The sequence below is a fragment of the Priestia sp. TGN 0903 genome (assembly GCF_050846855.1).
GTDB classification, from domain to species: domain Bacteria; phylum Bacillota; class Bacilli; order Bacillales; family Bacillaceae_H; genus Priestia; species Priestia zanthoxyli.
This window is the reverse complement of the sequence record NZ_JBOZGL010000019.1, coordinates 13324-29469: the sequence shown is the minus strand read 5'-3', so window position 1 is coordinate 29469 and position 16146 is coordinate 13324. Positions and strand designations below refer to the sequence as shown.

General features: G+C 32.2%; 16 protein-coding genes and 1 pseudogene. 6 read left to right on the top strand and 11 right to left on the bottom strand.

From position 1 onward, the window contains the following. Window positions 1-428 precede the first annotated feature (428 nt). The 4 genes from ACRPLY_RS26225 (at window position 429) to ACRPLY_RS26210 (ending at window position 2820) form a co-directional block, all read left to right on the top strand. Entirely contained in the window at window positions 429-707 is a 279-nt protein-coding gene (locus tag ACRPLY_RS26225; protein WP_047751959.1) for a hypothetical protein, read from the top strand. Between the two features lie 546 nt (window positions 708-1253). Further along, window positions 1254-1652 carry a MerR family transcriptional regulator gene (locus ACRPLY_RS26220; RefSeq protein WP_370695854.1) on the top strand — a complete coding sequence of 133 codons (399 nt, stop codon included), beginning with the start codon at window positions 1254-1256 and terminating at the stop codon, window positions 1650-1652. Further along, complete coding sequence (locus ACRPLY_RS26215; protein WP_370695837.1) at window positions 1642-2553, top strand: DMT family transporter; 912 nt, start codon at window positions 1642-1644, stop codon at window positions 2551-2553. Before ACRPLY_RS26220 ends, ACRPLY_RS26215 begins: the two co-directional genes overlap by 11 nt. A gap of 126 nt (window positions 2554-2679) precedes the next feature. Further along, window positions 2680-2820 (top strand): hypothetical protein, encoded by a 141-nt coding sequence (locus ACRPLY_RS26210; RefSeq protein WP_406867000.1) that lies wholly within the window; start codon window positions 2680-2682, stop codon window positions 2818-2820. A 160-nt stretch (window positions 2821-2980) separates the two neighbouring features. On the opposite strand, the gene ACRPLY_RS26205 is transcribed toward ACRPLY_RS26210, so the two are convergent. From ACRPLY_RS26205 to ACRPLY_RS26160, 10 genes are all read right to left on the bottom strand, one after another. Beyond that, complete coding sequence (locus ACRPLY_RS26205; RefSeq protein ID WP_154974333.1) at window positions 2981-3190, bottom strand: hypothetical protein; 210 nt, start codon at window positions 3188-3190, stop codon at window positions 2981-2983. Window positions 3191-3270: 80 nt separating this feature from the next. Continuing rightward, entirely contained in the window at window positions 3271-4554 is a 1284-nt protein-coding gene (locus tag ACRPLY_RS26200; protein WP_243557947.1) for a peptidoglycan-binding domain-containing protein, read from the bottom strand. A gap of 99 nt (window positions 4555-4653) precedes the next feature. Next, window positions 4654-4896 (bottom strand): helix-turn-helix domain-containing protein, encoded by a 243-nt coding sequence (locus ACRPLY_RS26195; RefSeq protein WP_154974337.1) that lies wholly within the window; start codon window positions 4894-4896, stop codon window positions 4654-4656. Window positions 4897-4901: 5 nt separating this feature from the next. Continuing rightward, the gene (locus ACRPLY_RS26190; protein ID WP_154974339.1) at window positions 4902-5504 is read right to left on the bottom strand and encodes a sigma-70 family RNA polymerase sigma factor; all 603 of its coding nucleotides are present in this window, start codon (window positions 5502-5504) and stop codon (window positions 4902-4904) included. Window positions 5505-5678: 174 nt separating this feature from the next. Next, the gene (locus tag ACRPLY_RS26185; RefSeq protein WP_154974341.1) at window positions 5679-5834 is read right to left on the bottom strand and encodes a YvrJ family protein; all 156 of its coding nucleotides are present in this window, start codon (window positions 5832-5834) and stop codon (window positions 5679-5681) included. 25 nt (window positions 5835-5859) lie between these two features. Then, window positions 5860-6396: an N-acetylmuramoyl-L-alanine amidase gene (locus ACRPLY_RS26180; RefSeq protein WP_154974342.1), complete on the bottom strand. Its 537-nt coding sequence runs from the start codon at window positions 6394-6396 to the stop codon at window positions 5860-5862. A 383-nt stretch (window positions 6397-6779) separates the two neighbouring features. Then, a complete protein-coding gene (locus ACRPLY_RS26175) occupies window positions 6780-6947 on the bottom strand; it encodes a hypothetical protein (protein WP_186806757.1) in 168 nt (55 codons plus the stop codon). 523 nt (window positions 6948-7470) lie between these two features. Then, the gene (locus tag ACRPLY_RS26170; RefSeq protein ID WP_370695836.1) at window positions 7471-8601 is read right to left on the bottom strand and encodes a hypothetical protein; all 1131 of its coding nucleotides are present in this window, start codon (window positions 8599-8601) and stop codon (window positions 7471-7473) included. Between the two features lie 128 nt (window positions 8602-8729). Then, window positions 8730-11843 (bottom strand): trypsin-like serine protease, encoded by a 3114-nt coding sequence (locus ACRPLY_RS26165; protein WP_432232186.1) that lies wholly within the window; start codon window positions 11841-11843, stop codon window positions 8730-8732. Further along, window positions 11833-13056 carry an MBL fold metallo-hydrolase gene (locus tag ACRPLY_RS26160; protein ID WP_370695834.1) on the bottom strand — a complete coding sequence of 408 codons (1224 nt, stop codon included), beginning with the start codon at window positions 13054-13056 and terminating at the stop codon, window positions 11833-11835. Before ACRPLY_RS26160 ends, ACRPLY_RS26165 begins: the two co-directional genes overlap by 11 nt. A gap of 166 nt (window positions 13057-13222) precedes the next feature. Between ACRPLY_RS26160 and ACRPLY_RS26155 the strand changes: the two are divergent. Both ACRPLY_RS26155 and ACRPLY_RS26150 read left to right on the top strand, forming a co-directional pair. Then, window positions 13223-13416: pseudogene (locus ACRPLY_RS26155) on the top strand (DNA polymerase III subunit beta); the annotation flags it as partial. Window positions 13417-14454: 1038 nt separating this feature from the next. Then, a complete protein-coding gene (locus ACRPLY_RS26150) occupies window positions 14455-15534 on the top strand; it encodes a hypothetical protein (RefSeq protein ID WP_406866998.1) in 1080 nt (359 codons plus the stop codon). A 44-nt stretch (window positions 15535-15578) separates the two neighbouring features. On the opposite strand, the gene ACRPLY_RS26145 is transcribed toward ACRPLY_RS26150, so the two are convergent. Then, entirely contained in the window at window positions 15579-16139 is a 561-nt protein-coding gene (locus ACRPLY_RS26145; protein WP_370695832.1) for a L,D-transpeptidase, read from the bottom strand. Between the last annotated feature and the right edge of the window lie 7 nt (window positions 16140-16146).

The window sequence follows — 16146 nt, the reverse complement described above, 5'->3', positions numbered from 1 at the left end:
AAAATCCTTTATTTACAGCAATGTAAAATGTTAAAGTGACTATATATTGGAATTAAGTGGAGGATAAATATGTATAGCAAAAATTGTTCTAAATGTGATTCAACTTTAACCAAAGCACGTATTCAATCATCCCCTGGAACAGTGGGAATAAACAAAACGCCTAGCAGAGTATTGAATAACAACAGCAGTTATAGTGAGTTAGTACCTTATGTTTGCTCAAGTTGCGGTTATGTAGATTTTTATGTAGAGGATCCTGAAAAGTTCTCATAATAGAGCTTTTCAGGATTTTTTATTTCCGGTAACATCCATTATGTTAACTACCTCTGTATATCATATTCATTAATTTCTCACTCCTTATTTAGAAATATAAAGGGTGTTTACTATGATAAAATTGTAGCAAGTAGAAAAAATTGTAACGGGAGTAAATTATGAAAAATAAAGATTTCTTATTGTCCATTGTTTTAAATGTGTTTTTAGCTTACCTCTGGATCTTTCTTATTTATTTAATTTTTGATTTCGTTAAGCTAAAGGATAACGCTTTATTGTTTGGGATAGTTTTAGCATCCATAGGTACTCTACTCTTTGCAGAGGTGATAAGAAGAGTTAACCCCTTTATTGAATACAAAATTACTCATCCTGTAAAAGTTGCGGGCTTTATATCTTTTGGCCTTATTGCTGTGGTCAATTTATATTGGATAACTTTTTAAAAATGATAATAAAAATTGAAACAAGCAGCTTAAATTAAGCTGCTTGTTCTGTTAAGTGCCGGTAATATGGATTATGTTGACTAGAAATGAATAGCATAGGCAAAGCATTTTAAGCTTTATATTGTAAAGTTACTTGTTTGTTTTACGATAATCTCTGAAATAGTAGATTACGAAAATTGAAATAAAGAAACCAATGAAAAGTCCTATAAGACTTTCTATTTGAATATCTTTATCTCCAATTATTTGACCATAAATTATTCTAAATATAATACCAATAAAAGAGAGAACAGCAGCTATGATGGTAATACGTAAAAGCTTGATAAAAATCACACCTTTTTATTAAGTGTATTACCGTTTTTTAACATATTCAAAAGACTCACAAGTAAAAATTAGTATTTTGAATCGTTCACTCTTCCTAGATCGCACATCATGTTAATTATAAGAAGAGGCTCAGAAAAAATCTGGGCTTTTTTTATTGTTTACAAATTAATCGTTGACTTAGAGCTAGCTCTAAGTTGTAACATGTAAAGAAAGGAGGAAATGGAAATGTATAGTATATCTGAAGTTGCTACGAAAACAGGGTTTACAGCTTATACGTTACGTTATTATGAAAAGATTGGATTATTGTCTTCACCTTTAAGAAAAGGTGGAAAAAGAAGATATACAGAAGGTGAAATTCGCCTTCTAAAATTTATGAAAATGTTAAAACAAACAGGGATGTCTTTAGAGGACATTCAGGAATTTTTAAAGGATGGATGTCTCTTAGAAAATATTGATTCTGCGGCCATTCAATTAAAAAAGATTCAAATGAGGGCGGATATTTTAAACAAACACTTACTTCTTCTAGAAAAGCAAAAACAAGAGATTGAAACTGTTATGAATGTGACAAAAGAGAAATTAGAGACGTATGAAATAATGATTGGAGATTTGAAAGATGAAAAGTAGAATATACCTTATGTTAATAGGTTTTGCTATCTTCACAGGTGCTACGTTCAATTTGGCTAAGTATGCTGTTCACTATTTCTCGCCTGCAAGTGCTGCCGCATGGCGATTTGGGATTGCTGCACTTGTTATGGTACTTATATTAGGATTGCAAAAACAAATAAAGTTAAAAACTCTTAAGATCCATTGGAAAATGTACATCTTACTTGGCATCATAGGAATTTTCGGTTTCAATGCCTTTTTCTTTTTAGGAATGCAATACACTTCACCTTTAAACGGAGCTCTCATCATGGGAACTAACCCTCTAATAACTGCACTTTTTGCTTATTTTATTTTAAAAAATCCTATTACAAAACAACAGATGCTGGGTATATTTTTTGCCTTAGTAGGCGTTATTCTTGTCCTTACGCAAGGTTCGTTAGAAATTATTCAAACACTGTCCATTTCTAAAGGTGATTTACTAATATTAGCAGGGAACTTATGTTGGGCCTTATATGGTGTATTAGGGAGAAAACATTTGAATGGTAGTTCTTCAATGGAGACAACTACTTATACAATGATTGTTGGTTCTCTTTGCCTTGTCATCTTAACAGCTTTTTCACCAAGCCCTCAGCCCTTGTCTCACGTTACATGGTCAGCTTGGGGAGCTATTCTCTTTATGGCTCTATTTACAAGTGTATTAGGCTATCTATGGTGGAATAAAGGAATGGCTACGATCGGTGCAAGTAATACATCTTTATTTTTTAATTTAGTTCCAATCGTTACTATGATCCTTTCTATTTTAACCGGTGCACTTATTACATTACCTCAAGTAATAGGTACGTGTTTAGTTATTTTGGGCGTTTTAACAGCTTCTGGCTTTTTACGCTTACGAAAAAAACAAAAGGTTCCAGCTTCATTATAAGAATGAATTGATAAAGTCTATATATAAAATATATAGACTTTATTACTACCTATAAAAGGTTTTATGTTAACTAGAAAGACAGATACGAACATATACTTTAACAGCGTTATATACAGGGCGTTAACTGTGGGATTGTTTATGGAAATAGGAATTATCTTTACAGCCATGTTTATTGTATATATTGGTTACAAAGTGATTTACAAGAAAAAAGTAATGTACCCCAAAACGATGAATTACTTATTTTTGCGTCGAGAAGCTGTATTATAGAATATAAAACGAAAAAACTCCATAGATAGTCAGGAGTTTTTCGTTTTATTTATTATTAGTAAAGCTCTTATTAATGATTAACGTATTTTTCCCTTGAAAGAATAAACTCATTTGAAATTATGTTATTAAAAGTATTATTTTCGTCATGAAGTAAGGTAAATTAACTATTAAAATTTCCATTCCCCTTATTTTTCTGATGTTCTATAAAAAAAGATACTGGAATTGCACCAATGAATATACCAACTGAAATAAACAAGGCATTACTTAACTGAAGGTTTGTATCTCCAGATACTTTGCTGTAAATTATAAAACATACAAAGCTTAAAAGACCTATACCTAGGGGTATTAAAACATGTTTGTAAAATTTCATAGCGTTAATCTCCTCCTCGTTAAAAAGATTGATTCAATCTCCAATCGTTCTACAGAAGGTTTACCCTATTTTAGTAATTTCTAACAAAACACCTCTCCATAGGCATAACCTAGAAGGGCTCCCCCACCATAAACTACTACGCCTGGAACCCCACCAACTAAAGCAGCAATTCCCATACTTGTCAATTCGCCAGCACCACCAGCAATTAAGTTACAAGGTGCATTGCTCCAATCAATAGCGAATGCTTGTATATTACCTGTATTACTTTGTAATAATGCTCTTCGAAGTTCCAATTGTAATTGAAGGTTTTGATCTTCAATATCGACCCACATAGTTTCAACACCTTGAACACTCGTTCCATTAGCTTCAACAGTTTTCACTTTAATTTTATCTGTATAGAGTAATCCAGGGCTATCAATAACAAGAAGGCGAATTAGTTTTTGAGTACTTTCATCAAAAGTCGCAAAGACTGATTGCTTAGGATTGTCTACTAATTCTCCAAAGATTGCAATGATTTTTGAAGTATCATTCTTGATTTTTAGAGCATAAGCATTAAGCGATTTATTAGTACTACTTACGTTGTTTTTAAAGATGGTGTTTCCTTGTAATTTTAGGATATAGGATTCTTGAGTACTAATTGTTAAAGATTCTGTGACTAATCCTCTCTTACCAAGTTCGGTGATCAACTCATCCTTACTAAATGCATGATCTGCTTCAATATCTAACAAATTCATTGTTCGAGGGCCTGCTACTCCATCAACTGGAAGCCCTTCTCTTTTTTGAAATTGCTTTACACCGTTTGTTGTTTCTGTACCATAATCACCATCTACCCCAAATAAAGGAAGATCAATTTTTGATTGAATTAGTTGAGATTGCACCATTCTTACAACACTTGTGTAAATAGTTCCGGTTGCTCCAGGCCCTACGTAGTAGACGTTTAAAGCTTTGTCTAGTGTATCTAAAGTAACAGCACCAGCTTGACCATCGGCCAAAATCCCATTTTGAGTTTGAAAGGTTTTAACGGCCTTTGTAGTATCTGGTCCGTAGATTCCATCCGCACCGGAAGGGATGTTAATTGTAAAACGAATTAAAGCTTCTTGTAGCATTTTTACTCCGCGACCTTTACTACCCTCTTTTAATAAAATTACTTTAATTAAACGTGCTTGTGTTGGCAGATCAGCTACTCCTGTATTTCCTAAATCACTATGCTTTTTTTGAAATGTTAAGACCGCATTTTCAGTTTCAGATCCATATTCACCATCTACCTCACCTACTACCAACGCATTGTTGTTTTCTCGAATTAGTTGGCGTTGTAATGTTTTAACACTTCTTCCTTTGTCACCTTTACGTAATAATTCAGCCATTTGAATTCCTCCTTTTAATTTGTTCATTACTAAAAGGGGTTTTTACCTTTATAATCACAACCTTTTCTAAAAAAAATTTTAAAAAGTAGAATAGAGAAATTAGATATATTTCATCTTGTCCCTCAACTCATAAAAGTTCGGGATTTTACTAGCATCATAGGAACAAATAATCGATAACAATGCCAGTGACAGTTCTTGAAATAAATCATCCCTTTCTTGAATGGAAGTTTGAGTCAGTAATTTGTACATTTTCGGTTTAAATAACTGAATAATTTCTTCTATTGCCTCTGGGTCTTCTTGTACACGTATAAATAGAGAAAATAGCTGTTCATTCATCATCATGGTGTTTAATCCTCCCCCATTTCTATGTACATTTCATGTAATTTAGTCAGTGTTCGCTTTCGATTTTTAGACACGGCCTGTTGTGTTTTATGTTGTTTTCGAGCAATTTCAGTATCGTTGTAACTATGAACATAAGAAAGTAAAATAAGCTCTCTTTGCTTATCTGATAATGAGTCAATAGCTTTGATAAGCTTCTCATCATTAAAGTAGAATTCGAAATTTTCTTTGGAAATAAAACTGGAATCTTGGATAGTTGCATCAAAAGAGAGTAAGGATATCTCATGATTTGTAACATCATCAACGATTAAAGGCATTCGTTCTTTATGCTTTCGATTTTTTTTATCAAAATTAATGGCCGTGTAATAAAGAGTTTGAGATACATAAGATACAAATTTGAGTTGGAAATAATAACGTTGAAAGGCCTGGTTTAATTTTCTTTGATGATCAGGAGTTGGTTCACAAACAGCTTGCTCGAAGAGTTGATAATAATAGGGTTTTTCTAAAAAAAGTTTGACTGCGTAATGTTGAAAAAATGAGGGGTTTTTTTCTTGATATTCTCGAATTATGTTCTTGTAGAGGAAACTATGACCACTATAGGGAACTTGCATTTGTAAACACTCCTTATTAAATATAAAACGTTCACAATATATAACAGCTGATAAACCTTTGTTACATGTCGTGAAAAGCTCTAAATAGAATTATTTTCCTATTATAGCACAAAAACAGAACAAACGTTCTGTTTTTGTGCATAAGCTCACCAATTTTATTTATTTTTTGTTAGTTTACTTGTTTTTAATGACGTTAGCTAATTCTATAATTACCTGATTAACCCTTTCGAGTTTCTTTTCAAAGCGAAGTAGCAAATAGAATGTCATTACTACCGGAAAACCAAAATTACTTACTGCATAGATCCATGTAGGAATGGTAGTTGGGTCCATAATTTACACCTTCCCTTTAGTTCAGTTAGGCTACTGCCTGATAAATTCCTTTTGCAATTTCAGTTGCGAGCTGTCTTAAAAAAACAGGATCTTTTAAAAAGGATGCATCATCAAGCGTATCTACAAATAAATTTTCTAATAAAATAGCTGGCATTAATGTATGACGCAACACATAGAAATCTGCTTGTTTTCGTCCCCGATCTCGAATCATATACTGCTGGTAAAAGGTAGATAACCACTGATGTAATCTTTCTTGCATAACACCTGTTTGAGTTTGTTGATAACCTGGGTAAATATAGCTTTCAAACCCTGTTCCTCCACCTGCATTGTGATGCAGCGAAACAAAATAATCAACTTCAGCTGTATTTGCCTTTAAAACGCGGTCCTCTAATGATATGAAGACATCTTCTGTACGAGTTAGCAACACCTCTATTCCATACAAACTTTCTAAATCCTCTGCCACATCTAAAGCTAATTTTAATGTTAAGTCCTTTTCTTTTAAGCCATTTGAGGTAGCTCCTGGATCGTAACCTCCGTGACCTGCATCAATCATTACTCTCATATTTCTCCCTCCCTTATCTTTAAAAGAGTAAGAAATCCTTAAAATCACAACCTTTTTTCATTTTCAGGTAAAAATTAATGTAATTATTCCTATATCAATAACCGTAACTACAGAGATTAAGCCTTTGCTAGTCATATGTAGTAGGAATGCAATTTAGTTTATGTAGTAAACAGTCTTAGGAATAAAAAAAGCATTAAAAAACCAGCCGATGATATAAGAAATCCAGAAAAGTGACTGGGTTTTAAGTTAACAAATACGTGTACATAATATAAGACTATAAAACAAAACAACCTACTGCTCCTGTACAGTAGGTTGTTTTGTTGGAAATACGAAAATGATTTTAGTGGTAGATGCCTCACGGCGTCTTGGGTAGCATGCTCAATTTAATACACTTTATTCCTACACAACATATCCATTGCTTTTTCTAAAAGTAAAATGTCTTCTTTCATCATTACTTTCATATCCTCGAGATCTAATTGAATATATTCTTCTTTTAAACGTTCTAATTCCCTAACGAACAGAGATCCAGTGTAGTACCCGGAGTTTTTCACCAATACATATCTCCTTTGTGTGCTATTATTATATTTAGTTCCCTTTTATTTGGATTAACAACCAATAAAAGTAAGTCTTTAAAAAATAATCCCTTGCCCATTAGGCAAAGGATTTTCAAATTTAATGGAATAGGGGGAATACGTTATTAGTTTGGCCAGATTTGTAGATTCATATACATATATTTTTCAAAAAAATGTTGTCATTCACTATATTTAGAGAAAATAACCTTGTTTACGTTTTATTGTTTGTTAAGTAAATATTAAATTACTTCATTTATTATTAAGGTTTTACTATTTACAGTTAGTGACGACAAATACGCAGTTTTTCTACAAAGTGTGTAAATGGTATAACTTCTTTTAATAAAATACGTTTGCATTTACTTAACAACACTACGGAAATAAACCTTCTTTAGTAAACTAGAGTTTATTTTTTTGGTTTCCGATAGTCTTGATTACGTTAACTAGTACGCATTGTATATTGAGTACTAGTTAACGATCTTATCCGGAAAGTATTTCAGGATGGTCAAAAATGCATTGAGAGTTTATCTTTCAGTATTTCCTCTATATTATTTAATTCCCGAAATGAAATACATAAGAGAGGGATATCATTTTGCTTACAATACTCAACCTTAGTCTTATCTCTTTTCTTTCTTAGTTCAAAGTCAACCTCTCCACCAAACCAATTTACAGCTCTATAGTGTTGTTCTCCTTGGTATTCAACTAACATAATTAAGTCACTTTCTTTAAATATGGCAAAGTCAAACCTTAATCTATTCTTATATTTACAATCATCAAATATATACTGTGGTTCATATTTAATATTATTTTTTGTTAACCATTCTCCAATTATTTTTTCACCTTTTGACTCATTACATTTTGGACATCTTCTCTTAGTGTATAAAAAGTGGGATGGAGTTACTAAATATTCATGGTTGCATTCATTATGTTTCATTTTGATTTTTGTTTGTGAATTTTGATACTCACTTAGCACTGAATATTCATTTCCAACCATAGCATAAACTTCTTCAATAAACTGCTTTTTTGTTTTCTTTTCGTTTTTAAAGCATTTAGGACACCTACTGTCTTTTCCTTTAAAAACATGAGGGGTAACGCTGTATTCATGACCACATTCGTTATGTCTCATAGTTATGTGAGTTTGTGCATTTTTGTATTCTCCAATAATTTCATAGGTGTCTCCTACTAATTCAAACAATTCCTTTTTAAATATATCTGTGTTTTTTTTTATGTTCCCAGCACATTTAGGACATCTTTTACCACCTTTAGCTGCTAAGAAATTATGGGGAGTGACCTTGTATTCATGTTGACAAATATTATGCCTTACTCTCAAGTGTTTATGGGCAGTTTCATAACTATCTAAAAAGGCATATTCATTACCAACGGCATCATCTACCTCTTTTCTGAATTGCTCATTTGTTTTTCTCTTACTTTTACCTGCTTTCTCGTCTCTACAACGTCTACAACGTCTGCCTGATGAAAAACTATCTGGATATATTTCATACTCATAGCCACATACATTATGTCTCATTTTAATATATATTTTAGCCTTAACATATTTACCTAAAACGGTGTATTCATCGCCAACTGCTTTGTATACTTCTTCAACAAATCCTTCATGAGTTTTTCTTCTTCCCATTACATATCACCTTCTAATGAATACTTCTTTTTAACCTTCAACATTCGTACCCGATGATAAAGAAAACATCATAAAAAAATGTAGAAATTTATTGATGTGCTACTTTTTATAGAATCTAGCCGAAAATATTATTCGGAACTGGTGTTAATATTCCTTTCATAAAAACACTTTCGTCCTTCATTAAATTCGTTAAGCCGTTCATCTTCATAAATTGTATTCAATAATGGAATAAATTCATTTTCCAGAGATAAATTCTGATCCTCAGGATTCCTTAAAGTATTCGATATAAAATGAAACGCTAGTTTTCTGTCACTAGTTAGATCTGATTTTAAAAGGTTTTCAATGCACTTAATATATAAGCCCTTGAATATTTTTTTCTTATCAGGACTCAGTTGTTTATAATAAGACCCATAAGCAATAGCACTGTTACTTCTTAAAATATGTGCAATAGGTTTGAACTTTTCACCTTCTTCTTCATCTAAGTAATAAAGATTTTTGTTTAACAAGATTTTGTGTAATAAAAATCTATCGTCATTACTATTCTCAATTAGAATTCTGAATAAAAAGCGCAAAAAGTAATCTATATAAGTAAAACCTGACTGTTTATTTTTAGTTTCATTTATTTTTTCTAGATTGTTAGATAAGAAGTTTATAAGATGAATGTCAATAACATCCTCCAGAGGAAACCCATCAACAAGTCGAGCAAAGTTTTTTGCTGCAATTTCTCCTATTGTGCTACTAATCTCTGTATTTCCTGAACATATAAACTCAGATATACATCTTTTTAATTTTTCTAAATCTTTCAATTCACTAAACATTTTTTTGCATAAACTCTCAAGGTAAACACCTAATTCATACTTAGAAATTCTATCTAAATTTCTTCCTAAAATTTCACACTTTTTATCAACCCTAGCATTAATATGCAACAGAAAGTACAATAAACCGAAAGTTTCTTTTTTATTTAAGAAGAGTTTCTCACGCTCTAATAATTCATTGAATATTATTCCTCTGCATTTAACGCTTGTCTTCACTGCAACGAAAAATAATAGTTCTTTTCCATGATAACTTTCTAAACTGTGTAAAATCTCTTCAGTTAAAATTTTAATATTATTTTCAATATCCATGTCTAAGTAAAGTAATTCATAAGTAAATAACTCATTTTCTAAATCAGGAAATGATTTTCTTAATGATGAAAACTCCGCCCAATTATCATCCATTCTAAAATAGAATAGTATTTTAAAACCCCAGTACAACGGAAAAACAAAATCAATGAGTGCGGTTGTACGCTCCCCCAATGGGTCTTGTATTTGTCTAAATCTTTTACTTACAAGGTGCACTGAAAGCAATTCCTCATAACATTCATTTGAAGGAAATAATTGATCTGTTTCTTTTTTTAAATACGTTAACTTCTTATTTTTAATTAAAAGATCTACCACCTTGTTAATATCATCATCGATATCGGCATCTTTTTCGTTAGATGAAAGGTTTCTTTTAGAGTGTTCTTTCATTTCAGTTTTTTTTACTTGAGAGTATCTTTTTATAAAATCAAAATAACAGATATTATAAAATTCTTTTTCGTGATTGCTAACAGTTTTTACATAAACGTGGCAAATCAACGGGTTTTGCATTAACATTTTAATGTTATTAATAATATTTATATCTGTATTATCAGGAAGTTCATCAATAATATTTGCGCCAATACCATGATTATTTAGTATTTTGTAACATACTCCATTTTTATTATTAACTGAACTCATATTAACAAATAAATTAAGAGCGTCATTTTCGGAAGTATTTGAGAAACAATATTCTTTCAAGAAATTACTATTGTCCATTATCAAATATTGATCTAGTTCATTTATTGAAATACACCAGCTTATCCAATCATTTTTCGTATAACTCTTTATTGTTTTTTTTATATCATTATATATTTTTGCATTTGAATTAAATAAAATGTGTAAATTATCAATGATAAAAATTACTCTAAATTTAATGCCCTTTTTTTCATGATTGGTAATAAATTCATTTATATCAGTTATGTCACTAAAATTAGTGGCTAAGAAATGATTTAATCTGGATATTAATTCCTCTTCAAAACCTTTCTCTTCTATGTCATTAACGTTTATCGGAATTCTAATAGAATAGTTGCCTAATCCTTTTTGAATTTTATTGGAAGATAGTATGGTTTTTAGCAAATGGGTTTTCCCTGAACCAGATTCACCAGTAAGCATTAAGACTTTGTTGTACCTTTTATTTAAAAGACTATTCAGCTCCGATAACAATGGTCTGATGTCCTTTGTGGTTTCATCATCAGGTATTTCTCTTAAAATCCAATCATTTTTTTCACGCATAGTGGTCTTAAATTCTTCATAGGATAAATCAAATTGGCATATGTCATGTAATTCTTTAACTTTCTCCCTTACAATCCTATTACTATTGGCCTCTTTTGAGATCATACTGATCTGATTTATTATTGTTGACCTCCATGTACTCATATCAAAAAAACCATTAAAATAGGAGTTATTTATCAGATCATTATCTAATTTAGATTCAAAAGGTAGGTTCATATTATTCTTAAGGTAATCCTTAATCTTTATAGAATACATTTCTAGTATTTTATCTAATTCACTTTTGGTGTCGTCTTTAAAAGGTATATTATATTCGTTTAGCAAATCTCGAGCGATCTTTATGCTAACCGCACCTAGTGATCCTCCTGGCATTCTATGGGAAAGTATTGCAACTACCTCATCATCTACCATTACAGCTGATCCGGATGCACCGGAAACAACATATTTTGGATCAATAATAACTGGTTTTATACAATCTAAATCAATATCATATTGAGAGATATGCTGTTTCACAGACATGGAAACATCACCTTTAAACGATTGTCCACCAGTTATCTCCCTTGTACTAGGCAAGCCATATGCACTCCAACTTAGCTCAGATGTTAATTCTTTTGCAGTTAGCTGGAATGTTTCTATGTTTTCTATAGGCTCATCTAATTGAAGAATAGCAAAGTCGATACCTGTATTAAATTTATCTCTTGTATTTAGTAATTGGGCACTTCTATCACCTGATTCACCGAGGAGTGGAAACACAAGATTTATTGGACAACCTTTAACACTTCGCTTAACAACATGATAAGCAGTTATGGCATGTGAGGAATCAATCAGAAAAGCTGTACCGAATTTACCACCGCACGTTATGCGTGCTGTAGCTTTTTTAAATTTATCGTCCATCGTTTTCTCCTTTTTTATTAGCATCATCTGTTGGTATAAAAATTATTTTTTGGCTAATATGACATGAATATCTGTATTTATCCCTCCAATCATCCCGAAGCAAAGTTTTGGAGGTAGGTGTCTCATAGTTAAAATATAATTTTCTATCAGTTGCACATGGCGAATTGAGTAGTATCCTTGAAACTGTTTCCATATGCGGGTGTCCATATCTCCCACAAGCCGAGAAAATAAACCTTTCCGATGAAATATGCTTCATAAATTCACTGCATGTATTTCGTTTACTTCCATGATGGGAAACTTTTACTGCATCGAAATATAACGGTTGTTCCGGACTCATTTCTGGATATAGGGCTTGTAATTGTTTAAGCACTGTGGATGGTGGTGAGTCAGCAAGGAACAATATTCGTTTATCAAGGAACTCTAAGATAAAGGTTATAGACGATGCATTAATAACTGAAGTGTCCTCAGAAAATCTCCCTTCATTAATCTCTACAGATCCTCCTGAGATTGTCTCCATATCATCACCAATGTACTCATCCTCTAGATAATAAGAAGCGTAGAAGACTGCATCGTCCAAAATCTCGTCATCATTAAACTTAATCTCAGGAAATTTCTCCTCTAACTCTTCAAGCCAAACTTCCTCTAATGCAGTGATTTGTTCAATAGTAGGAGTCAAAACTGTAATCTTAACTTCCTGATTAATGATAACTGGCTCATTCGTTGCTATAACTGCTTGGCCATTAAAAGCACAATTCCAAGGATAATGATATTTATATAACATCCCTGCGATAGTTGTACCATCTTTCGCAGTAATTTCTGTTTCTTTAGTATTATTCGGAAGGACAATTTGTCTGCTTATGGAGTCTCTAGCTCTTTGGTCAATAGCCTCTGATGTGCGCTCGTGTAAAAGATGGCGATAACTATTTAACCATATGTCTCTAACGCTTATTTTATTTGATGAATCACGAAGTCTATTATCTTCTAAAAATGGTTTAGCCCCACCGATATGGTCGTCGTCAACATGTGTCAAAACGAGCAAGTCCAGGTGCTCCCCCTTACTATGAAGTTCTTCCAAACGCTTCTGTACACAATCTTGATAAGTAGCTTCCACTCCAAGATCTATTAATATATTTGTCGTTGTTTCTCCTTCACATGAAACAAGCATACAATCCCCTCGATTAGCCTTAAATACTTCAATTCTAATTTCAGTCACTTGATTACCTCCCCCTCAAATACAACAACAATAAATAACACGTTATATTTTAACTATGATTTTACTTTAATTTCTTAGTTGTGGGTAGATTTTCCTAAAAATTTTAAAACAAAAAAACAGCGCTTCATGAAAAAAAGGAATGCTACTTCATTTCGATACACTTGTAATCGGAAAAGTAATTGAAGAGGTCCAAAGTTAGTCAATCTCAGGAGAAAAATTAAAAATTTGAAGTACATGTTAGACGCACTAGAAGCACTAGAAGGAATGGATATTAAAATTAACTTCACTCGTGCAATGCGTCCATGTGTTATTCGAACGTTACAGGATGATTTAATGTTGCAGCTGATTTTACCAATATGAACGTATTAAATCTTAGAAAGCTACTAGCATGCCGTACTAGTAGCTTTCTTTTCTCAAAGAGAATAATCTAGTAAAATATAGATATCACATTAGCGAGTGAGCAAATCAGATGAAATAAATAGGGGTGCTGTTACACTAAGCTTAATCATCCTCATCAAAGAAAAAGCAAAGGGGGCGTTCTCTTTTAGAAGGTCTTACGTTACAGTTAAGTGAAATAGCAACCAAAATCTTAAAAAAACGTTTTGTGTTCTTCAAGTTGTTACAGCAGTGGGTAAAGCCTATTCACAAAGGGATTAGATGAGATTTAGAAGTATTAAGAATGTAGTATAAGAATTCAATAGATGTATCAGAAGATGCCGATTAGTGGAAAATGTTAGAAGCATATCATCGAAAGTTTGATAAAATAAAAAGAGAGATGATAGCATAGTTCACATTTTTAATAAAGTGAGCCATATACAATAGCATCTAGGCGCGGACTTGTATTTGCTCGTGACAACCGTTATAACTAAGTTAATGGTAAAATAATCTTGAGTTTCCTATCTCTACAATCAATTTATTGTCAAACTGTCATACTTAATCGTAATGCGGTTGAGCTTCTTAACGAAAGGAGTAATGCCGCATGCAGGACACTATCGCTTTATTAAACATGTTATTTACAGGTGGAATGTTTTTGTTTGCTGTACTTACGTTTGTTGTAACTGTAAAAAAATAAAATAGAGTTCACTCACGCCGACCAAAGCAAAAAGTGAACCCTATTATGACCACCGCCAACCGTTTTTTAAGTTGACAGTTTCACATATAAAACAACTGAGGTACTCCAATACCTCGGTTGTTTTTTACTGAATAAAAATATTTATACAATTAGTATAACAATAACCCTAAAATAATTCATCTCAAAAATGAAGAAGAGATTTTTACAAAACCACCTTATTAATTATAATCTTATTATGCCCAAACTATGTGCAAGAAATTCTTTTAACTAACTATATTGTGTTACTTATTTACATAATTAATTTGATTTTTGAGGGAGAGACAACTTTGCTAAAGACTAGATTTATTTCAAATGCCCGATTAGAAAACATAGACGAAATAAAAATTGCAGCGTTATATTATGACAAAATAGAAATAGCGCGCCCTACTTTTCGAAAACAATGGATGAGAAAGGAATTTACCGATAATCTACATTTATTGGTACAAGAAGGACTAATTGAATATGTTGATATTGACGTTGACATCGCTCCTGAAATCGATATTAGTGATAAAAATGAGGTGCTGGACCATCTATTTATTAGAACAAAGCAGAATCCAATATTAGACGTGCTTCTAAATCGAGGTGAATTTAATTACCCAATTTGGTGGGAGTTCACTAATGAGGAAATTAATGAACTTTCTACCGGCTGGAAAGATATTAATCTCGAGGACTATGATTGGTTGGAAGAACTTGACCAGACTTATGCATTTACACCAATAACAGAGATATATTATGAGTCATTGTTTAAAGCACTACTTGATGCACTAGGATCTGATTCCAGTATTATAACATCAAGCTTAGTGGTCAATAATGGAGTAAAGCGATTATTCAATAGTCAAGAGTTTCTTGAGCAAAAAAAGCTGTTGAATAGAGACACAAAATTACCTCATACCTCTTTAGCTTTCGAAGCAATTAAGGTAGCACTTCCAAATGTTTCAATGCTTCATATGGAGGATATTTTAGAGATACGCTATAAACTTAAAGATGAACTTATGTTTTTTAGACGCGAGATGCAAGAAACAGAAAGCGAAGTTATAAAAAATGCAGATTATAAAAACCTTGAAAAATCACTATCTAGTATAGTCGATAATAAAATTCATGTACCTTTAATAGAATTAGAAAGAAAAATGAAAAGCTCTCACATAAAAGTTTTAAGCAAATTGTTAAATGAGTTAAGGACTGCAAAGCCCTATGTCCCTCTCTTGGGATCTTTCTTTTTGGGATTACCAACATATATGAGTGTCCTAGCGAGCCTTGGTATGATTGGTGCATCTACTTATTTAGAAGCCAGAGACCAAAAGATTGAATTAAAGAACAATGGTATGTATTACTTATTGGATTTAAAGAGAAATTACAATCCTAATTAATACAAAAAAAGTATCCTTATGCACTTAAGGCATAAGGATACTTTTTAATTATTTTTTAACTTGTAGCCCTTGAATTGATATCCATATACTTTTGTTAAATCAACAAAGCTCTTATAGGAATACGTAATAGCAACCCGCGTGCCTACTTGGATTTTATCATAAAGCTTCTCGATGTCTGCATTATGCATTCTCACGCAACCTTGACTCACATATTTCCCAATGCTACTTTCATTGTTATTGCCGTGGATGCCGTATGTATCCCCATACGTACCGTTTGCATTTAACCCTAACCAACGTTTTCCTAACGGATTGCGAGGATCGCCCCCAGGAATATGTCCTGTATAGTAAGGACGGTTTTTAATTTTGTTCACGACTTTAAAAAATCCAACAGGTGTTTTATCCCACGTTTTACCCGTTGCTACTGGATCAACGATTTCAATATAACCATTATGAAAATACGCAAGCTTGTTGTAATACTTGTTAATGATGATTAGATCTTGATTGGATGGTTTACTTGCTGCTTCTGTTTTCCCTTGATTTACTCCACATAATGCGACCATTAATAATGTAAGAACGGTCATTGATTTCATAAAAATGTTCTTCATAAAAACT